Below are 15,380 nucleotides of genomic sequence, written 5' to 3' on the forward strand. Positions count from 1 at the left end.
GACGCAAGTGACAAGCAAAGCCCGTTCAAATGCAAAGCCCGCCGCACCGCGCACTGCACCGGCCGCAGCCGCTGCAAATTCTGCAGGTCAGCGCCGTCCGGTTGCGATCGTCGGCGGAAATCGCATTCCGTTCGCACGCTCGGACAAGGCGTACGCACAGGCGTCCAACCAGGACATGTTCACTGCGACGCTCGACGGTCTGGTGAGCCGATTCAATCTGCAGGGCGAGAAGCTCGGCATGGTCGTCGGCGGTGCGGTGCTCAAGCACAGCCGTGATTTCAATCTCATTCGCGAGTCCGTTCTCGGCAGCGCGCTGAGCCCGTACACGTCGGCGTACGACCTTCAGCAGGCGTGCGGCACGGGACTGCAGTCGATCATCGCCGTCGGCGACGCCATTTCGGCCGGCCGCATCGATTCGGGCATCGGCGGCGGCACGGACACCACGTCCGACGCCCCGATCGGCGTCAACGATCAGGCGCGCGAGTTCCTGCTCTCCCTCAATCGCGCGAAGTCCACGGGCGACCGCATCAAGCTGCTCGGCAACGTCCGTGCGGGCATGCTCGGCCTGGAGATTCCGCGCAACGGCGAGCCTCGCACCGGCAAGTCGATGGGTGACCACGCTGCGATCACTGCCAAGGAATTCGGCATCAAGCGCGAGGACCAGGACGAACTTGCCGCTGCCAGCCACAAGAACATGGCAGCTGCCTACGACCGCGGCTTCTTCGACGACCTCGTCACCCCGTTCCTCGGCCTGACCCGCGACGACAACCTCCGTCCCGGTTCGACCGTCGAGAAGCTGTCGACGCTCAAGCCCGTCTTCGGTACCAAGCTCGGCGACGCGACGATGACGGCAGGCAACTCGACGCCGCTCACCGACGGCGCTTCTGCAGTGCTCCTCTCCACCGACGAGTGGGCAGCCGAACGCAATCTTCCGGTTCTGGCGCACCTCGTCGATTCCGAAACCGCTGCCGTCGACTACGTCCACGGCAAAGACGGGTTGCTCATGGCTCCTACGTACGCGATCCCGCGTTTGCTGGCCCGCAACGGTCTGACCTTGCAGGACTTCGATTACTACGAGATCCACGAAGCCTTCGCTTCGGTGGTTCTGGCAACCCTGCAGGCCTTCGAGTCGGACGAGTACTGCAAGGAACGCCTCGGCCTCGACGGCGCATTGGGATCGATCGACCGAAGCAAGCTCAATGTCAACGGATCGTCCTTGGCTGCAGGTCACCCGTTCGCGGCAACCGGCGGACGTATTGTGGCTTCCCTCGCAAAGATGCTCGCGGAGAAGGGTTCGGGCCGCGGCCTGATCTCGATCTGTGCGGCCGGTGGCCAGGGTGTCACGGCGATCATCGAGCGGTAACCGCTCCACAATCTCCCCATGCGACTGAAAACTGCGCTCACCTGCAGTGATCGTCGCGAGGGGATGCGTAATCGGGGATCCGGCCACGAGGGGTGGCCGGATCCCCGAACTCTTTGCAAACTTTTTCGCGCAGGCGTGTAACGCTGCAGAATAGCTACCGATATTCATGACAGCCCCGTGTTGCTGCCTGACCCCCGACCTGGCAGCAGCGCGGGGCTCTCGTATGTCCGGATATCCTGTATTGAGTTGTCGGTGAGCGCCGCAGCGACGGTTGATGCAGCGAGGAGCCAACAGGTGAGTGACGAAGAGGGTCCGTCCGTCGAGAAGACGAACAGCGAGGACTCGTCCCTCCCGGAACAGGAACTCGAGTCGGTCGAGGAACCTCAGGCGGTCGAAGAGACCGAGTCGGTCGAGGAACCCCAGTCGGTCGAGGAACCCGAGGCCCCTGAGGACACTGAGGCCGTTGTCGAGGCTGAATCAGCAGAACCTGAACCAGCCGAAGCACCAAGGCCTGTCGACGAAGAAGCAAGCGATTCCACGGAAGCGACAGTCGACGAATCGGCAAACGAGGTCACCACCGTCATCCCTGTCGTCCCAGCGGAGGACGCACCGCCGACGGAAGTAGTCAACTCGGCTCCGGCGACAGAAGCCATCGACGAGCAGACAGAGCAGTTCGAGCCCCCGGCAGTGGTGGTTCCCCCGAAGCCGCCGCGTCCCGAGTTCGTGCAGCAGTACGACACCCAGCAACTCGAACCCATCCAGCAGCAGTACGAGCCTGTTGTCCGAGAACCAGAGGTAGTTGCACCCCCGGCGCCGCAACAACCGGTGGCGCCCGCTTCGCAGTCTTCCCGCAAGTGGGTCAAACCGGCGATAGCAGTCGGCGCCATCTTTGCCGTCGCAGCGATTGCCTACGGAGTGGACATCTTCACCTCGTCCGGGAAGACACCACGCGGCACTCAGGTCGCCGGGGTGGACATCGGTGATCTCACGCCCGCCGACGCGGAAGCCACGCTGCGCGCCCAACTCGGCCCGAGGCTCGTCGAACCGGTAGCGGTACATGCAGGCGGCGTCGACTCCGAGATCGTTCCCGCGTCTGCGGGTGTGGACGTCGACTGGTCGGCGACGCTGTCGGGCGTGAACGCTCAGCCCATCAACCCGATCACCCGCATCACGTCGTTCTTCGGCTCCCGCGAGGTGCCCGTGGTGTCGGCAATCGACCAGGGTGCGTTGGATGCGTCGATGGCGCAGCTCGCGGCGAACAGCGATCGTGCGCCCGTCGAAGGTGCAGTCGTGTTCGAGAACGGGAAGGCGACTGGTGTTTCGCCCGCTGCCGGTCAGGCGCTCGAAACGCAGCAGGCGGGTTCGACCTTCGCCGCTGAATGGTCCGATGGTGGCGTCGTCGATCTTCCGGTCGACGAGGTTCCGGTGACGGTCACTCAGGCCGGTGTCGATCGTGCGCTGCAGGAGATCGCTATTCCAGCTGTCTCGGGTGACGTCGTGGTCAACGGCCGTGACGGCAAGGTCGCGACACTCGGCGTCGATCAGATCGGCGAGTTTCTGACCTTCACACCCGACGGCTCGGGTGGGCTGACTCCGCAGTACAACACGGATGCTGCGATCAAGATTCTGACTCCGCAGTTGGCGTCGACGGAAGTACAACCCAAGGACGCGTCGTTCACCTTCGCCGGTGGCAAACCGTCGGTTGTGCCCGGTGTCGTCGGTGATCTGATCAACTGGCCGGACACGGTCAAGGAACTTCCGGTTCTGTTGGGCAGCACGGCTTCTCGGGCAACGCCCGCCGTTTACGGACCGGTCCCGCCGGCGTTGACCACCGAAGCCGCGGAGGCCCTCGGCATCAATGAGGTGATCGGCGAATTCACTACCGGTGGTTTCGAATACGCGTCTGGTGTGAACATCGGCCTGGCCGCGTCGGAGATCGACGGGGCCGTGATCAAGCCCGGTGACACGTTCTCGCTCAACGAGTACACGGGCCCGCGCGGTGCGGCGCAGGGATACATCGAGTCGGGGATCATCAACAACGGTCGCCCGGACAAGGCTGTCGGCGGCGGTATCAGCCAGCTCGCGACGACGCTCTACAACGCGACGTATTTCGCAGGTATGGAGGACGTCGCGCACACCGAGCACAGTTACTACATCTCGCGGTACCCCGAGGCTCGTGAGGCGACCATCTTCGATGGTGCGATCGACCTGCAGTTCCGTAATCCGGCGAAGACCGGCGTGATGATCGAGACGATTGCGACGTCGTCGAACATCACCGTTCGGATCTGGGGAACCAAAGCTGTCGATGTCACGTCGACGACCGGCCCGCGGACGTCGCCGACGTCGCCGAACACCGTGACCTTGCCGGAGGGGCCTGGCTGTGTGGCTTCGAGCGGTGCGCCCGGGTTCACGGTCAGCGACACTCGCGTGATCACCGACCACGCGAGTGGCGCCGAGATTTCCTCGAACACCCGGACCGTCAAGTACGACCCGGTGCCGATCGTGAAGTGCGAGTAGGGAACTACTTGCCGACGAGTGGGGCGAGGGTGCGGCCCGCGAGGTCGACGATGCCTGGCTCTTCGCCGTTCGTGATCAGGTTGATCACGACGCCGTCGATGCCGTGGTCGAGGATGCGCGTCTGGACCTGCTCGGCTACGTCGTCCGGGCTGCCGACGAAATGGCGTTCGGTGGCCTTGGCGACCACGTCTTCCGGCGCGGTGGTGATGTCGAGGCCACGCTCCGCGAGAAATGTTCGCTGATGCGCGCGAGCCTTGTCGCCGTCCTCGTCGATCATCATGAACGTCAGGAAGCTGGTTTCGAGGGTTGCGGGATCGCGACCGGCTTCGTCGCAGCGTGCCGCAAGTGCTTCCATCTTGCGGGGCAGTTCCGACGGGTCGCAGATGATGTTGAGGTGATCCGCGAAGCGAGCGGCGAGGCCGAACGTTTTCTTCTCACCGCCACCGCCGAGCAGGATCGGTAGGTCGTCGCGGACGCGAGGCTCGTTGATGGCGTCCTCGACGTGGTACCACTTGCCGTCGAAGGTGGGGCGATCACCGCGGAGCATCGGCGCGATGATCTGCAGGGCTTCGTCGAGTTTCTGGAAGCGCTCGGTGAAAGTGCCGAACTCGTATCCGAACGAATTGTGTTCGAGTTCGAACCAGCCGGCGCCGATGCCCAGGATGGCCCGACCGCCGCTCACCACGTCGAGGGTGGTGACGGTCTTGGCGAGCATGGGCGGATTGCGGTAGGTGTTTCCCGTGACCAGTGCAGACAACTGGATGGTCTCGGTGGCCGTCGCCAGCGCGGAGAGCGCGGAGTAGGCCTCGAGCATCGGGGCGTCCGGCGCTCCGATTCCGGGGAGTTGGTAGAAGTGATCCATCACGAATGCAGTGTCGAAGCCTGCGGCTTCGGCTTCGCGGGCCTGCGCTATGACGGTGGGGAAGAGGTCCTTGACCGGACCGCCGTAGCTGAAGTTGGGCATCTGGTATCCGAGGCGAGTGCTCACCGTTTCGACGTTACTCGCGATCGGTTGACCTGGCACGATTTTACCAACTCTATGGATTCCGTTGTGCTGGGCAGACTTCCGGAATTCAGAGAAGTTCTTCGGCCGCTTCGCGTCGCTTGGCGCGCTGCTGGTGAAGTTTGACGATTGCGATTGCGACGCCACCGCCGATGATGGCGCCTACCAGCGCGCCGACCCAGGTTGACGATTCTTCGTACGAATCGAATTCGAGACGGGCCATGATTCCGACAGCGGCCACGAGGTAGAGCGCGATGCTGATCACCACGCGAGGACGGCCGTAGGTGGACAACACGTACACATCGACGTCGCGACGCTTCGCATAGATGATCGTGATCAACGAGCCGAACAACGCAACGATCAGCAGCGCGAGCGAGATCCACGCCCCTGTTCGGCCGGCGACCCAGGGCAGAATCGCCGAGCTGACGAATATTGCCCAGAAGACACTCTGGAGTCCCACCGCCGAGGCTTCGTTCCAGACGTCGCGCTGACGCTCGTCCTTGTAGAAGTCGTCGTCCAGATCGCCGACGAACCGCATTGCCTTCATCATGGTGCTCATGCCGTCTCCTCTGGAATTTCTGTGGTGAGTTCCGATTCGGGTAGGGGAAAGAGCGCTTCGACGGTGGTCCCCAGTGCCAGTGCCAGGCGTAGTGCCAGGTAGACACTCGGTGCATAGTCGCCGCGTTCGACGGAGACGATGCTCTGTCTGCTCACCTGACCTGCCGTGGCCAGTTGCGCCTGGGTGAGGCCGGCGAGGCGTCGGTGCTCCCGCACGTTGTTGTCGCCGGCCTTTCCAGTCATGCAAAAAGTAAAGAATACTTGTCACTAGATGTCAAGTTTGCTTGTCATATGAGAGGCTGAAGAGCATGCGTGAACGATTTCTCGAGATCGCCCTGGCCAATCCGGTGGTCGCAACGATCGTGGATCGAAGCTGGGATTGCCGGAGTGGTACCTGACGGCGGGTGGGCTCTTCCAAACCGTCTGGAATCACATCGACGGCCGTGACCTCGGCGCCGGAATCAAGGACTACGACCTCTTCTACTTCGACGCCGGCGATCTGAGCTACGACGCGGAGGACCGTGTGATTCGTTCGGCGGCAGAACTGTTCGCCGATGTCGATGCCGATGTCGAAGTACGCAACGAAGCCCGCGTGCACCTGTGGTACGAGCAACATTTCGGGATTCCCGGCGTTCCGTTCACCAGTTGCCGCGACGCTATCGACCACTTCGCTTCCACAACTTGCTGTTTCGGGATCACCAAGGGATCAGACGGCACCGTCGACGTGTATGCCCCGCATGGCTACGACGACCTTTTCGACATGATCGTCCGCCCCAACCCGGTACTGGCGCCGAGAGAGGTGTACGAGGCCAAGGCGGCACGGTGGCGCAGGGAATGGCCCGCGCTGACCGTGGAGCCTTGGCCGGAGAACCTGACCTAGACTTCGATCGGCGGATGCAGCCTGTCCATGGTCCATTGCCGATTTCGGCGTGAGAGGCGTGTCTTCCCTGGTCGCAGTGCGTCCGCCACGGCCACGAACTGTGGCCGATCCGTGTCGACCCTGCTGTCTCGTCCGTCCGTGCATGGAGACAACCGGCCGGATTCAACGCATCCAGCTGTAGTTCTGGTAGTTGAACCCCCGCAAGACCTTGCGCCTTTCGGAATCGTCTGCGCTAATTTCACGAACTTTCAGTGTGCTGCGACGTTCATCCATGATTGTCTGGGTCCCCTCATGGTGAAAATCTCTTCCGATATTTGGTGGATTGTTTCTAATACTTTACGTCTAATTCTTTAGTGCTAATAAGGTTTCTCCAATGTGAATAGCAATCATCACTAACAAATGAACATTCTACGGTGAAAGTGTGGTTTGTCTATGTGACTTTTCGTGCAACGTGCGATATATCGGAATATTTTCTGCTCGACGACTGTCGTGGCTTTTCAAACTTCTCGACTATTTGGATTGTCGGTTTAAACGCTTTGCATTCGATGCTCGAAATTTCATTGAGAAAAATATCGAGGTTGGACGAAAAATTTCTAGAACCTGTTCCCGGATGGACGAAATGTGAGTACAGTGACTCACGTCACCAGAGCTTCGGGTCCTGTTCAATGCGAGCTCTCACCAGGGCATTCCCTTTTAGGGAAAGCTGTAGCCCTGCGAGCAGGGCCATAAATGCGAAGTTGGCGATAGCCCCGAAGATAGCAGGTCGGTTGGTGATAAGAGATGGTCAGAACAGATCGGGTTGGAGCGTTAAGGACTCCGCGCTCTCGCCTATGAATTGAACGCCTGGGGTCTATCAATTCAACCGAAGGAAGAACTCGTGAAGTTGACTGCCAAGAATTCCGTCAGAGGTGTCCTGCTCGGTACCGCAGCCGGTGCGATGGTGCTCGCCGGAACCGGTATTGCATCCGCTGCCACCGTCGGCGCTGCTGGCTCCGCCGTAACTCTTTCCGCATCCTCTGCGTATCAGGTATGTGGCAATTTCTACGTCGGCCCGGACGCCCACGTGGCGGGCGTGCCTTCTGGTGCCAAAGCGGTAGTGGGCGCCCAGGTCACTGGCAAGCTATACAGCTCATCCTCCAGCACGACTCCGATCACGACCTTCACCGCCACAACGAATGCCGCGGGTGGATGGTGCATGCAGGGTGACTCGGCGATGGCTAGCACCGTGACGAGCGGTGGTGAGGTCAGGATGTCCACCGACACTCCGACCGTGTTGGACGGCACAACAACTCGCACAGGGCAGTGGTCGGGCGGCGGGGCGGACGCCGTCATCGATGCAGGGGAGTTCCTCCTCCATGGCAATGCGTTCATCTTTTCGGATAGGGCCTCGAAGGTGAACTTCTACTACCAGTAAGTCGATCGGCTGCAAGGTTGATCGTAAGAACCTGGACGGGTTGGAGTGCGGGTCTCCGTGCTCCAACCCGTTCGCCGTATGACGCCGTGTTGCGAGTTCGGGTGTGTGTTTCGGCAATTGTGACAATGGGCGCGGGTGTCGCCAGGGAGATGGCGAATGCTGCTTCGGCTGTGACGAATGCAGGCCTGTCTCTGCGGCTTTGTCTCGCAGCCTGCTCGATGTAATTCGGTCGTCCGGCACGGATTGGACGGCATCGGTATCGTCTCGAAGTCATGGCTTATGGGCAATCGCCGTAAGGTTGGCTCGCAATCAATTCTTGTGCCACTGAATAGTGTTCGTGAAGCCGTGATCGGGAAGTTGGCTGCGCGACCTGAATCCGTGATTCGGGTGGCTTTCTGATCCTGCAAGCGGTTCCATCTCGCTTTCGGTGCAAAATTTCTAGTCCTAAAGATTTAATGAACCGAACTATAGTACTAGGACTTTAGTGCTAACTAAATGAATTCCATCTATGGCAAGAAAAATTCCTAGAACGAGTTCCTAATTTGCAAATTTTGGGTACAGTTGTCGGCACCACGAGGAGTTGCGGGCTTCCCCAAAACCTCGCTTGGCAACCACTGTTGTGCCGGATAAACCGACCTGGCCCCGCGCCACAGTCAGAGCAATTACCTACTGGAAACGGAGTAACAAATGTTAGGTCAGTTCATGGCCCTCCTGCGGGCATTTATCCCGTCCTTTGCAACATCGTTAGGCGACGGGCTTGATGGATTGAACGCCATCTCGCTCGACATGTCCGCGAGTGGAGGAGAGGGCTGATGGGATCCGTGCAGCAAGGTACCGCGTCGCTGGGGCAGACCGTAGAACAGATGCTTCCGATGTTATTTACATATCTGATGGATATCCCGCTCCAACTGTCATTCGGTTACCCCCGGTGACCCTGTTCAATCTGAGGAGAAACTAGATGTCGCTCAACGCAATGAGCACGGACCTGGCTGAACTTGCAACCATGACGTTCTACGCCCTTAGGTTTCCGCTTCAACAATTCCTTGTCGGACTCTCGTAAAGAAGGGTGAACTCATGTCGTCTGATTTCTGGACCGGAAGTGTCAAGAACACGCTAGCGTTTTACGGGCTGACGTTGGTCGGGTTGTGGACCGCATCAATGGAAGGCGGCGGGTGGGCAAGCCTCGATCGATGAGCGCGAAATAGAATATTCGACGTGAGCTGATCGGCAGCTCCGACGATATCTGAGATAGCCGAATGCAGACCCTGTCGTAAAGGTTCCTGGCAGGGTCTGCATCACGTGCGAGGCAGCTTCAAAACATGATCGTCCGCCCCAACCCGGTACTGGCGCCGAGAGAGGTTTACGAGGCCAAGGCAGCACGGTGGCGCAGGGAATGGCCTGCGCTGACCGTGGAGCCTTGGCCTGAGACCTAAACCTAGACCTCGATCGGCGGATGCAGCCTGTCCATGGTCCATTGCCGATTTCGGCGTGCAGCAAGTGAACTGGCGCCGAGTGAGGCGACGAGAAGGCCGCCGAGGACGGCGATCGAGACCCACAGTCTTGAGTCGATACCGCCGACGGTGAGTTGTCGTAGCCCGTTCACCGCGTAAGTCATGGGGTCGAACGGGTGGATGATCTGGAACGGTTTCGCGGTGGTTTCGACGGGATAGATGCCGCCGGCCGAAACCAATTGCAGCATCAGGAAGGCCAGGGTGATGACGCGTCCGACGGAGACTCCGAAGATGGCGTTGAATGCCTGGATCAACGCCATGTACGTGGCAGTGATGAGCATCAGGAATCCGACGGTGCCGAGGGCGTGTGTGGGGTGCAGGCCGACGGCGAAGTGCACGACCAGGTACATCACGATCACCTGGCAGATGCCGATGAGCAAGGCCGGCCAGTACGAGGCGAGGACCACTCGCAGCGCGCCGAGTCCGTTTGCGATGGGCCGGTTCTGGAGCGGCTTGAGCAGCATCCAGGTGATGATGCCGCCCACGAACAGCGCGAGAGGCAGGAAGAACGGAGCAAAACCGGTTCCGAACGTGCTTGCCCGGTTCTCGTACGTCTCCTGTAGTTCGACCGGGCTGGAGAGGGTTTGAGCGGTTGCGGTTCGCTGCTGATCGCTCCAACTGGGGACCTGACCGGCGCCCTCGGTGAGTTTGGTCGCGAGTTCGGCAGACCCGGCACGGAGTTGCTCGGTGCCGTCTGCGAGTTTGGCTGCACCATCGGAGAGTTGAACGCTTCCGTCGGTGAGTTGAACCAGTCCACTGCTGAGGGTTTGAGCGCCGTCGTTGACTTGTTGACCGCCGTCACGCAGCTGTACCAGGCCGTTGCGGAGTTCACCACCGCCGTTGGCCGCGGCGCTGAGCCCGGCTCGGAAGGTGCTCGACGGATCGTCGAGTTGGTAGGCGAGTTGTTGTGCACCGCTCTTGAGTTCGCCCAGTTGGCCCATGGTCGCTTCACCGAAACCCTGAGTGCGCAGCATGTCCTGGGCAGGCGCGAGGGCATTGGCGATCTGTTGGCTGACGGGATCCGGGTTCAGTCGAAGGCTGGCCACTGCCTGCCCGACCAGCTGTGCGACGTCTGCTTGTGTGTTCCCGAGGACACTCAGTTGGTCGACGACCTGGGTGACGCCACCACTGAGTTGGCTTGCGCCGTCGCCAAGTTGGACGGCTCCGAGATCGAGCTGCCCCAGACCGTCGGTCAGTGCGAGGACGCCGTCCGTGGCGGTGTTGATACCGGTCGAGAGTTGCGCTGTACCGCCGGCAAGAGTGGCTGCACCGTCACGTGCGGTAACCATGTTGTCGGCCAGAGTTTTCGAGCCCGACGCCAATTCGCCGGCTCCGGCGTTGGCAGTGTTCACTCCGGCCGAGAGCTGGAGCGCTCCGTCGGCGGCCTGCTTCAAACCAGCACCCGCATCGGTCAATCCGACCAGAACTGTTTCGACGGACTGCGCGCCGATCTTGTCGCTGACCTGACTGAGGACCTGCTGGGCGGCGTTTTGGCCGATGATGGTGCCGAGGTAGTTGTTGACGTCGTTGAAGGTGAACTGCAACTGAGCTTTGTGGGGGTCCTTGGTCGTCGGGGAGGCGACGGCCTCGCTGAAATTCTCAGGCAATGTGAGAGAGAAGTAGTACGTGCCGTCCGAGACTCCCTGAGCGGCTTCCTGCTGCGAGACCAGGTGGAGATCGAGCTCACCGGAATCGAGCAGCGCTTGGCTTACCTCGTCGCCCGCGTTGAGCTCCTGACCCTGCACCATCGCGCCGCGGTCGGTGTTGACCAGCGCGACGGGGACCTTGTTGACCTCACCGAACGGATTCCAGAACGCCCACAGGTACATCGCGCCGTACAGCAGTGGCATCAAGATGATGGTGACGAGTGCGATCCTGGGCATCGCGCCGCGGGAGAACCGCTTGAGTTCGGTTCCGAGAGACATTCCAGCGAGCATCGCGGTTACCTCGCCCCTTCTTGGTCGGGATTGGTGACTTCTTGGAGCAGGGTGACGGCATCGATGGGTGATCCGTCTGGCAGCGGGTTGACGGTCGACGCGATGATGGTCTGGTAGCTCCCCATCTCGACGAGTCGCTCGACGAGGTACGCACGTTCGGAGTCGCGCCGCACTTGTTCGAGATCGTCGACGACAAGCAGGGCCGGCTTTTTCGTGTTCGCGACGGCGATACGCAGCAGGATCGCCTCGAGTTCCCCGAGATCGCTGACGTACCGGCCGAGCGCAGGTAACGGATGATCGCCGAAGACGGGAGCGCACACCGCTTCGAGTTCGCGGTCTCCGGCGCGTCCGATGAGCTTGTACCAGGGCGCATCCCAGCGAATTTGTTCGGTGATCAGATCGCGGACGGTGACGGATTCGGCAAGCTCGTCGATGTCCTCGAACCCGGCGACCCCGGCGATCTCGAAGATCTCGCGGGGACGCGTCCGACCGAAGACGGACAGTGAGCCGGAACTGGCTTTCATTCGTCCGCTGAGTGTCAGAAGTAAGGACGTACGTCCTGAACCGGCCGAGCCTTCGAGGATCGTCACACCGCCCGCACGAATCTCGAGATTGACGGGTCCGAACACCGGCCCCCATGGGCCGTCGAGCGCCAAGTCCGTGGCGGTCAATGCCAGGTCGGGGGCGTAATCGGGTTGTGCGTGCTCTGGTGCGACCACGATGATCACCTGTCTGTTGATCTACTCGGCCTGCGAAAGAACCGAGTGCTGGTTCAGTGGACGTTCGTGCTCACCCAATCACATCGGTAGCGGGCGAGCGGTCCCAGGAATGGGATGTGTCGGACACGTTCGACAACTTGAAGACCGAACGGTATGTATTCTGTTGGAAACGGAACGGGGGAGTCGAGGTGCCGGTTCGTAGACGCGGTATGTGTGCGTTACTGGTCATGGCCACCCTGTCGGTTGTCTCCTGTGCCGGCGAGCGCGAGTCGCCCCCGTTCGTGTCGAGCGAGAGGCTTTTCGAGTTCACCGGTCGCAATGTCGGACCCGTGACCGTTCCGCCCTTGCCTTCCGATCGGCACGAGTCCGAAGCAGCGCCGTACGGAGCCATCACCCTGTCCGGTGGGTGGAGCGGCGCAGCCAATGTCTCGCTGCCCGGATCCGTCACGTGTTTCGAGCACAACTGGGCGGATTCGGTGCCCGCCGGTCACCGCCAGTGGGCCTACGAGGTGCACACCAGTTCCTTTTACGAGTACGACGGCGGCGGCGAGTATCCGGGACGTGATTTCCAGTTGCAGGTCTACGTGAACGAAAAACCGGAACCAGGTCAGCACGGGTCGGCGATCATGAAGTTCTCGGATCAGAGCGGACAGTTCGTGTCCTTCGGGGGCGGTGACGACAAGTCCATCGAAATCGTCAGTTCTCCGGACCGCAGGCGCGTGGCGCTTTCCCTGGTGGGAACGGCGGCACGGCCCGGCGAACAACCGACGACGTCCGTACTGTCCGCACAGATCAGTTGCCCGACCGTCGAGCGCAGATGACCTCGGATTCCATGGACTGCTGAGCATGAAAATGCCGGCCCCGAAACGTTCTCGGGACCGGCACTTTTCATGAATCAGGAACGAATCAGAATGCTGCTTCGTCGATCTCCATGATGTCGTTCTCGGTGTTCGCGACGATCTCGCGTGAAGCGGTGAGCTCGGGCAGGACGTTCTTGGCGAAGAAGGAAGCGATGGCGACCTTGCCCTCGTAGAAGCCCTTGTCCTTGTCGGAAGCGCCGTTGTCGAGTGCTGCGAGAGCGATCTCGGACTGGCGGAGCAGCTGCCAGCCGATGAGCAGGTCGCCGACGGACATCAGGAAGCGGACGGAGCCGAGGCCGACCTTGTACAGCTCGGTGGGCTGCTCCTGAGCTCCCATGAGGAAGCCGGTGAGCGTGGCGGCCATGGCCTGGACGTCTTCGAGTGCGGTGGCGAGCAGTGCGCGCTCCGCCTTCAGACGACCGTTGCCGGCTTCGCTGTCGATGAAGGTCTTGATCTGTCCGGCAACGTGAGCGAGCGCGACGCCGCGGTCACGAGCGATCTTGCGGAAGAAGAAGTCCTGAGCCTGGATGGCCGTCGTGCCTTCGTACAGCGAGTCGATCTTGGAGTCACGGATGTACTGCTCGATCGGGTAGTCCTGCAGGAAGCCGGATCCACCGAGGGTCTGCAGGCTGTCCGTCAGGTACTGGTACGCACGCTCGGAGCCGACGCCCTTGACGATCGGGAGCAGCAGGTCGTTGACGCGGAACGCGGTGTCCTTGTCTGCGCCCGAGACGAGCTGGGCGACAACCTCGTCCTGGTGAGCTGCGGTGTAGAGGTACACCGCGCGCAGGCCTTCGGCGTATGCCTTCTGCATTGCCAGGCTACGACGCACGTCGGGGTGGTGCGTGATGGTCACGCGCGGTGCTGCCTTGTTGGTCATCTGGGTCAGGTCTGCGCCCTGCACGCGCTGCTTGGCGTAATCGAGAGCGTTGAGGTAACCGGTGGAGAGGGTGGCGATTGCCTTGGTGCCGACCATCATTCGAGCGTGCTCGATGACGTCGAACATCTGGGCGATGCCGTTGTGGACCTCGCCGACCAGCCAGCCCTGTGCGGGGATACCGTGGCCGCCGAAGGTGACCTCACACGTGGCGGAGACCTTCAGGCCCATCTTGTGCTCGACGTTGGTGACGAAGACACCGTTACGCTCGCCGAACTCTTCGGTCTCGAAGTTGAAGTGCGTCTTCGGGACGAAGAACAGGCTCAAGCCCTTGGTGCCCGGTCCGGCGCCTTCGGGGCGAGCGAGAACGAGGTGGAAGATGTTCTCGAACAGGTCGTCCGAGTCGGCCGAGGTGATGAAGCGCTTGACGCCCTCGATGTGCCAGGAGCCGTCGTCCTGCTTGATCGCCTTGGTGCGTCCGGCACCGACGTCGGAGCCGGCGTCGGGCTCGGTGAGGACCATCGTGGCGCCCCATCCGCGTTCGACGATGGTGGCTGCCCACTTCTTCTGCTCTTCGGTGCCGTTGTTGAACAGCACGTCCGCGAAGGCGGGTCCGGCCTGGTACATGTGCGCTGCAGGCTGTGCGCCCAGGATCAGCTCACCGATGGCCCACACGACGGAGCGGGGAACCGGCACGCCGCCGACCTCTTCGCTCAATCCCATGCGGTACCACTCGGCATCCCACAGAGCCTTGAACGACTTCTTGAAGGATTCCGGAAGTGCAACGGTGTGCGTCTCGGGATCGAAGACAGGGGGATTGCGGTCCGCATCGGCGAAAGATTCGCCAAGCGGTCCCTCGGCCAGGCGTGCGACCTCTGCCAGCATGTTGCGGACAGTGTCGGCATCCAGGTCGCCCCAAGCGCCTTCGCTCAGTGGCTTCTCCAGTCCGAGAACCTCGAAGAGGTTGAACTCCAGGTCCCGAACGTTGCTCTTGTAATGGCCCATGTCTTCTGCTTCTCCCAGTGAGGTGGTGCGGTCCAGCACTCCTAGTACCGCCCGAAGTTTATTACTCGTCGGTAACTTAATACATGTTACTAGCCGTTCTTTGCATTGCCAACACCGGATTTGCGTCCGATGACAAGCGCGTCGACCGCGATTCCCGTTTCGGTGTGCCTGTGGGGATTTCCGGCGATCTCGAACTCGAGCTTTCCGTGGAACTCCTGCATCAATTCTTCTGGTGTGTAAAGGATTTCGGGATCTTGCGGCCCGCCGACGCCGTAGTCGATGTTGCTTCGGTCGTGACCCAAAATCATGAGGATTCCGTCAGGTTTCAGAGAATTTATGGCACGGTTCACAACCAGGGTGCGTTGTGGTGCGGGCAGATGAAGGTAAAGAAGCAGGGCCAAGTCGTATCCCTGCCCGTTCCTCGAGGCGTAATCCGCGACGGTGACGTCGCCGCATCGGTAGTCGAGCCGGTCGAGAACCGATCGGGGCGAGCGGGCCGCGATCGTGCGGGCTTTCTCGATCGCGACGGCCGAGTAGTCGATCCCGGTGACCTCCCAACCGCGGGTCGCGAGCCACAACGCGTTACGGCCCTCGCCACACGCCAGGTCCAGTGCCTGGCCGTGGGGGAGGGCCGTCGCGTATTCCACCAGCAGTTCGTTGGGAGGAGCGCCCCAGACGAGCTCGGTTTCTTCGTACTTCTTGTCCCAGGCCGCCGCATCCATAGATGACGACGGTA

Annotated in this window: 12 protein-coding genes and 1 pseudogene; 6 read left to right on the forward strand and 7 right to left on the reverse strand. The window is 61.2% G+C overall.

Annotation, left to right across the window (positions count from 1 at the left end):
- The first annotated feature begins 7 nt into the window (after positions 1-7).
- Together G9U53_RS10550 and G9U53_RS10555 are read left to right on the forward strand one after the other, a co-directional pair.
- A complete protein-coding gene (locus tag G9U53_RS10550; RefSeq protein ID WP_003945465.1) occupies positions 8-1,363 on the forward strand; it encodes an acetyl-CoA C-acetyltransferase in 1,356 nt (451 codons plus the stop codon).
- 294 nt (positions 1,364-1,657) lie between these two features.
- Positions 1,658-3,880 carry a VanW family protein gene (locus G9U53_RS10555; protein ID WP_165638647.1) on the forward strand — a complete coding sequence of 741 codons (2,223 nt, stop codon included), beginning with the start codon at positions 1,658-1,660 and terminating at the stop codon, positions 3,878-3,880.
- 4 nt (positions 3,881-3,884) lie between these two features.
- Here the strand turns inward: G9U53_RS10555 and G9U53_RS10560 are convergent, their stop codons facing one another.
- The 3 genes from G9U53_RS10560 to G9U53_RS10570 all read right to left on the reverse strand — a co-directional run bounded on the left by G9U53_RS10560 (position 3,885) and on the right by G9U53_RS10570 (position 5,684).
- On the reverse strand, positions 3,885-4,868 hold the full coding sequence (locus G9U53_RS10560) for an LLM class F420-dependent oxidoreductase (protein WP_172403486.1): 984 nt from the start codon (positions 4,866-4,868) through the stop codon (positions 3,885-3,887).
- Between the two features lie 85 nt (positions 4,869-4,953).
- Positions 4,954-5,442: a hypothetical protein gene (locus tag G9U53_RS10565; protein ID WP_050655513.1), complete on the reverse strand. Its 489-nt coding sequence runs from the start codon at positions 5,440-5,442 to the stop codon at positions 4,954-4,956.
- Positions 5,439-5,684 carry a helix-turn-helix domain-containing protein gene (locus G9U53_RS10570; protein ID WP_007734566.1) on the reverse strand — a complete coding sequence of 82 codons (246 nt, stop codon included), beginning with the start codon at positions 5,682-5,684 and terminating at the stop codon, positions 5,439-5,441. Before G9U53_RS10570 ends, G9U53_RS10565 begins: the two co-directional genes overlap by 4 nt.
- A gap of 65 nt (positions 5,685-5,749) precedes the next feature.
- Here G9U53_RS10570 and G9U53_RS10575 point away from each other — a divergent pair.
- The 3 genes and pseudogenes from G9U53_RS10575 to G9U53_RS10585 all read left to right on the forward strand — a co-directional run bounded on the left by G9U53_RS10575 (position 5,750) and on the right by G9U53_RS10585 (position 9,168).
- Positions 5,750-6,321, forward strand: a pseudogene (locus G9U53_RS10575) (nucleotidyltransferase family protein).
- 877 nt (positions 6,322-7,198) lie between these two features.
- On the forward strand, positions 7,199-7,735 hold the full coding sequence (locus G9U53_RS10580) for a hypothetical protein (RefSeq protein ID WP_054781872.1): 537 nt from the start codon (positions 7,199-7,201) through the stop codon (positions 7,733-7,735).
- Between the two features lie 1,319 nt (positions 7,736-9,054).
- Positions 9,055-9,168 (forward strand): hypothetical protein, encoded by a 114-nt coding sequence (locus tag G9U53_RS10585; RefSeq protein ID WP_242692489.1) that lies wholly within the window; start codon positions 9,055-9,057, stop codon positions 9,166-9,168.
- A 2-nt stretch (positions 9,169-9,170) separates the two neighbouring features.
- Here G9U53_RS10585 and G9U53_RS10590 read toward each other — a convergent pair whose 3' ends face one another.
- On the reverse strand, positions 9,171-11,183 hold the full coding sequence (locus G9U53_RS10590) for a YhgE/Pip domain-containing protein (RefSeq protein ID WP_007734572.1): 2,013 nt from the start codon (positions 11,181-11,183) through the stop codon (positions 9,171-9,173).
- A 5-nt stretch (positions 11,184-11,188) separates the two neighbouring features.
- Entirely contained in the window at positions 11,189-11,911 is a 723-nt protein-coding gene (locus G9U53_RS10595; RefSeq protein ID WP_007734574.1) for an ATP-binding cassette domain-containing protein, read from the reverse strand.
- Positions 11,912-12,090: 179 nt separating this feature from the next.
- Here G9U53_RS10595 and G9U53_RS10600 point away from each other — a divergent pair, with 179 nt between their 5' ends.
- Positions 12,091-12,723 (forward strand): hypothetical protein, encoded by a 633-nt coding sequence (locus G9U53_RS10600; protein ID WP_347570809.1) that lies wholly within the window; start codon positions 12,091-12,093, stop codon positions 12,721-12,723.
- Positions 12,724-12,808: 85 nt separating this feature from the next.
- Here the strand turns inward: G9U53_RS10600 and G9U53_RS10605 are convergent, their stop codons facing one another.
- Both G9U53_RS10605 and G9U53_RS10610 read right to left on the reverse strand, forming a co-directional pair.
- Positions 12,809-14,644, reverse strand: coding sequence for an acyl-CoA dehydrogenase (locus G9U53_RS10605; protein WP_003945933.1), 1,836 nt, complete (start codon positions 14,642-14,644; stop codon positions 12,809-12,811).
- An 89-nt stretch (positions 14,645-14,733) separates the two neighbouring features.
- Complete coding sequence (locus G9U53_RS10610; protein WP_064443187.1) at positions 14,734-15,366, reverse strand: class I SAM-dependent methyltransferase; 633 nt, start codon at positions 15,364-15,366, stop codon at positions 14,734-14,736.
- Positions 15,367-15,380 lie beyond the last annotated feature (14 nt).

Source organism: Rhodococcus sp. D-46, assembly GCF_011290655.1.
Lineage (GTDB): Bacteria > Actinomycetota > Actinomycetes > Mycobacteriales > Mycobacteriaceae > Rhodococcus_F > Rhodococcus_F qingshengii.

Bases quoted from the DNA above. Each gene is read 5' to 3' on its own strand.
- G9U53_RS10565 (WP_050655513.1), bottom strand. From the start codon at position 5,442: ATGAGCACCATGATGAAGGCAATGCGGTTCGTCGGCGATCTGGACGAC.
- G9U53_RS10610 (WP_064443187.1), bottom strand. From the start codon at position 15,366: ATGGATGCGGCGGCCTGGGACAAGAAGTACGAAGAAACCGAGCTCGTC.
- G9U53_RS10605 (WP_003945933.1), bottom strand. From the start codon at position 14,644: ATGGGCCATTACAAGAGCAACGTTCGGGACCTGGAGTTCAACCTCTTC.
- G9U53_RS10590 (WP_007734572.1), bottom strand. From the start codon at position 11,183: ATGCTCGCTGGAATGTCTCTCGGAACCGAACTCAAGCGGTTCTCCCGC.
- G9U53_RS10570 (WP_007734566.1), bottom strand. From the start codon at position 5,684: ATGACTGGAAAGGCCGGCGACAACAACGTGCGGGAGCACCGACGCCTC.
- G9U53_RS10585 (WP_242692489.1), top strand. From the start codon at position 9,055: ATGATCGTCCGCCCCAACCCGGTACTGGCGCCGAGAGAGGTTTACGAG.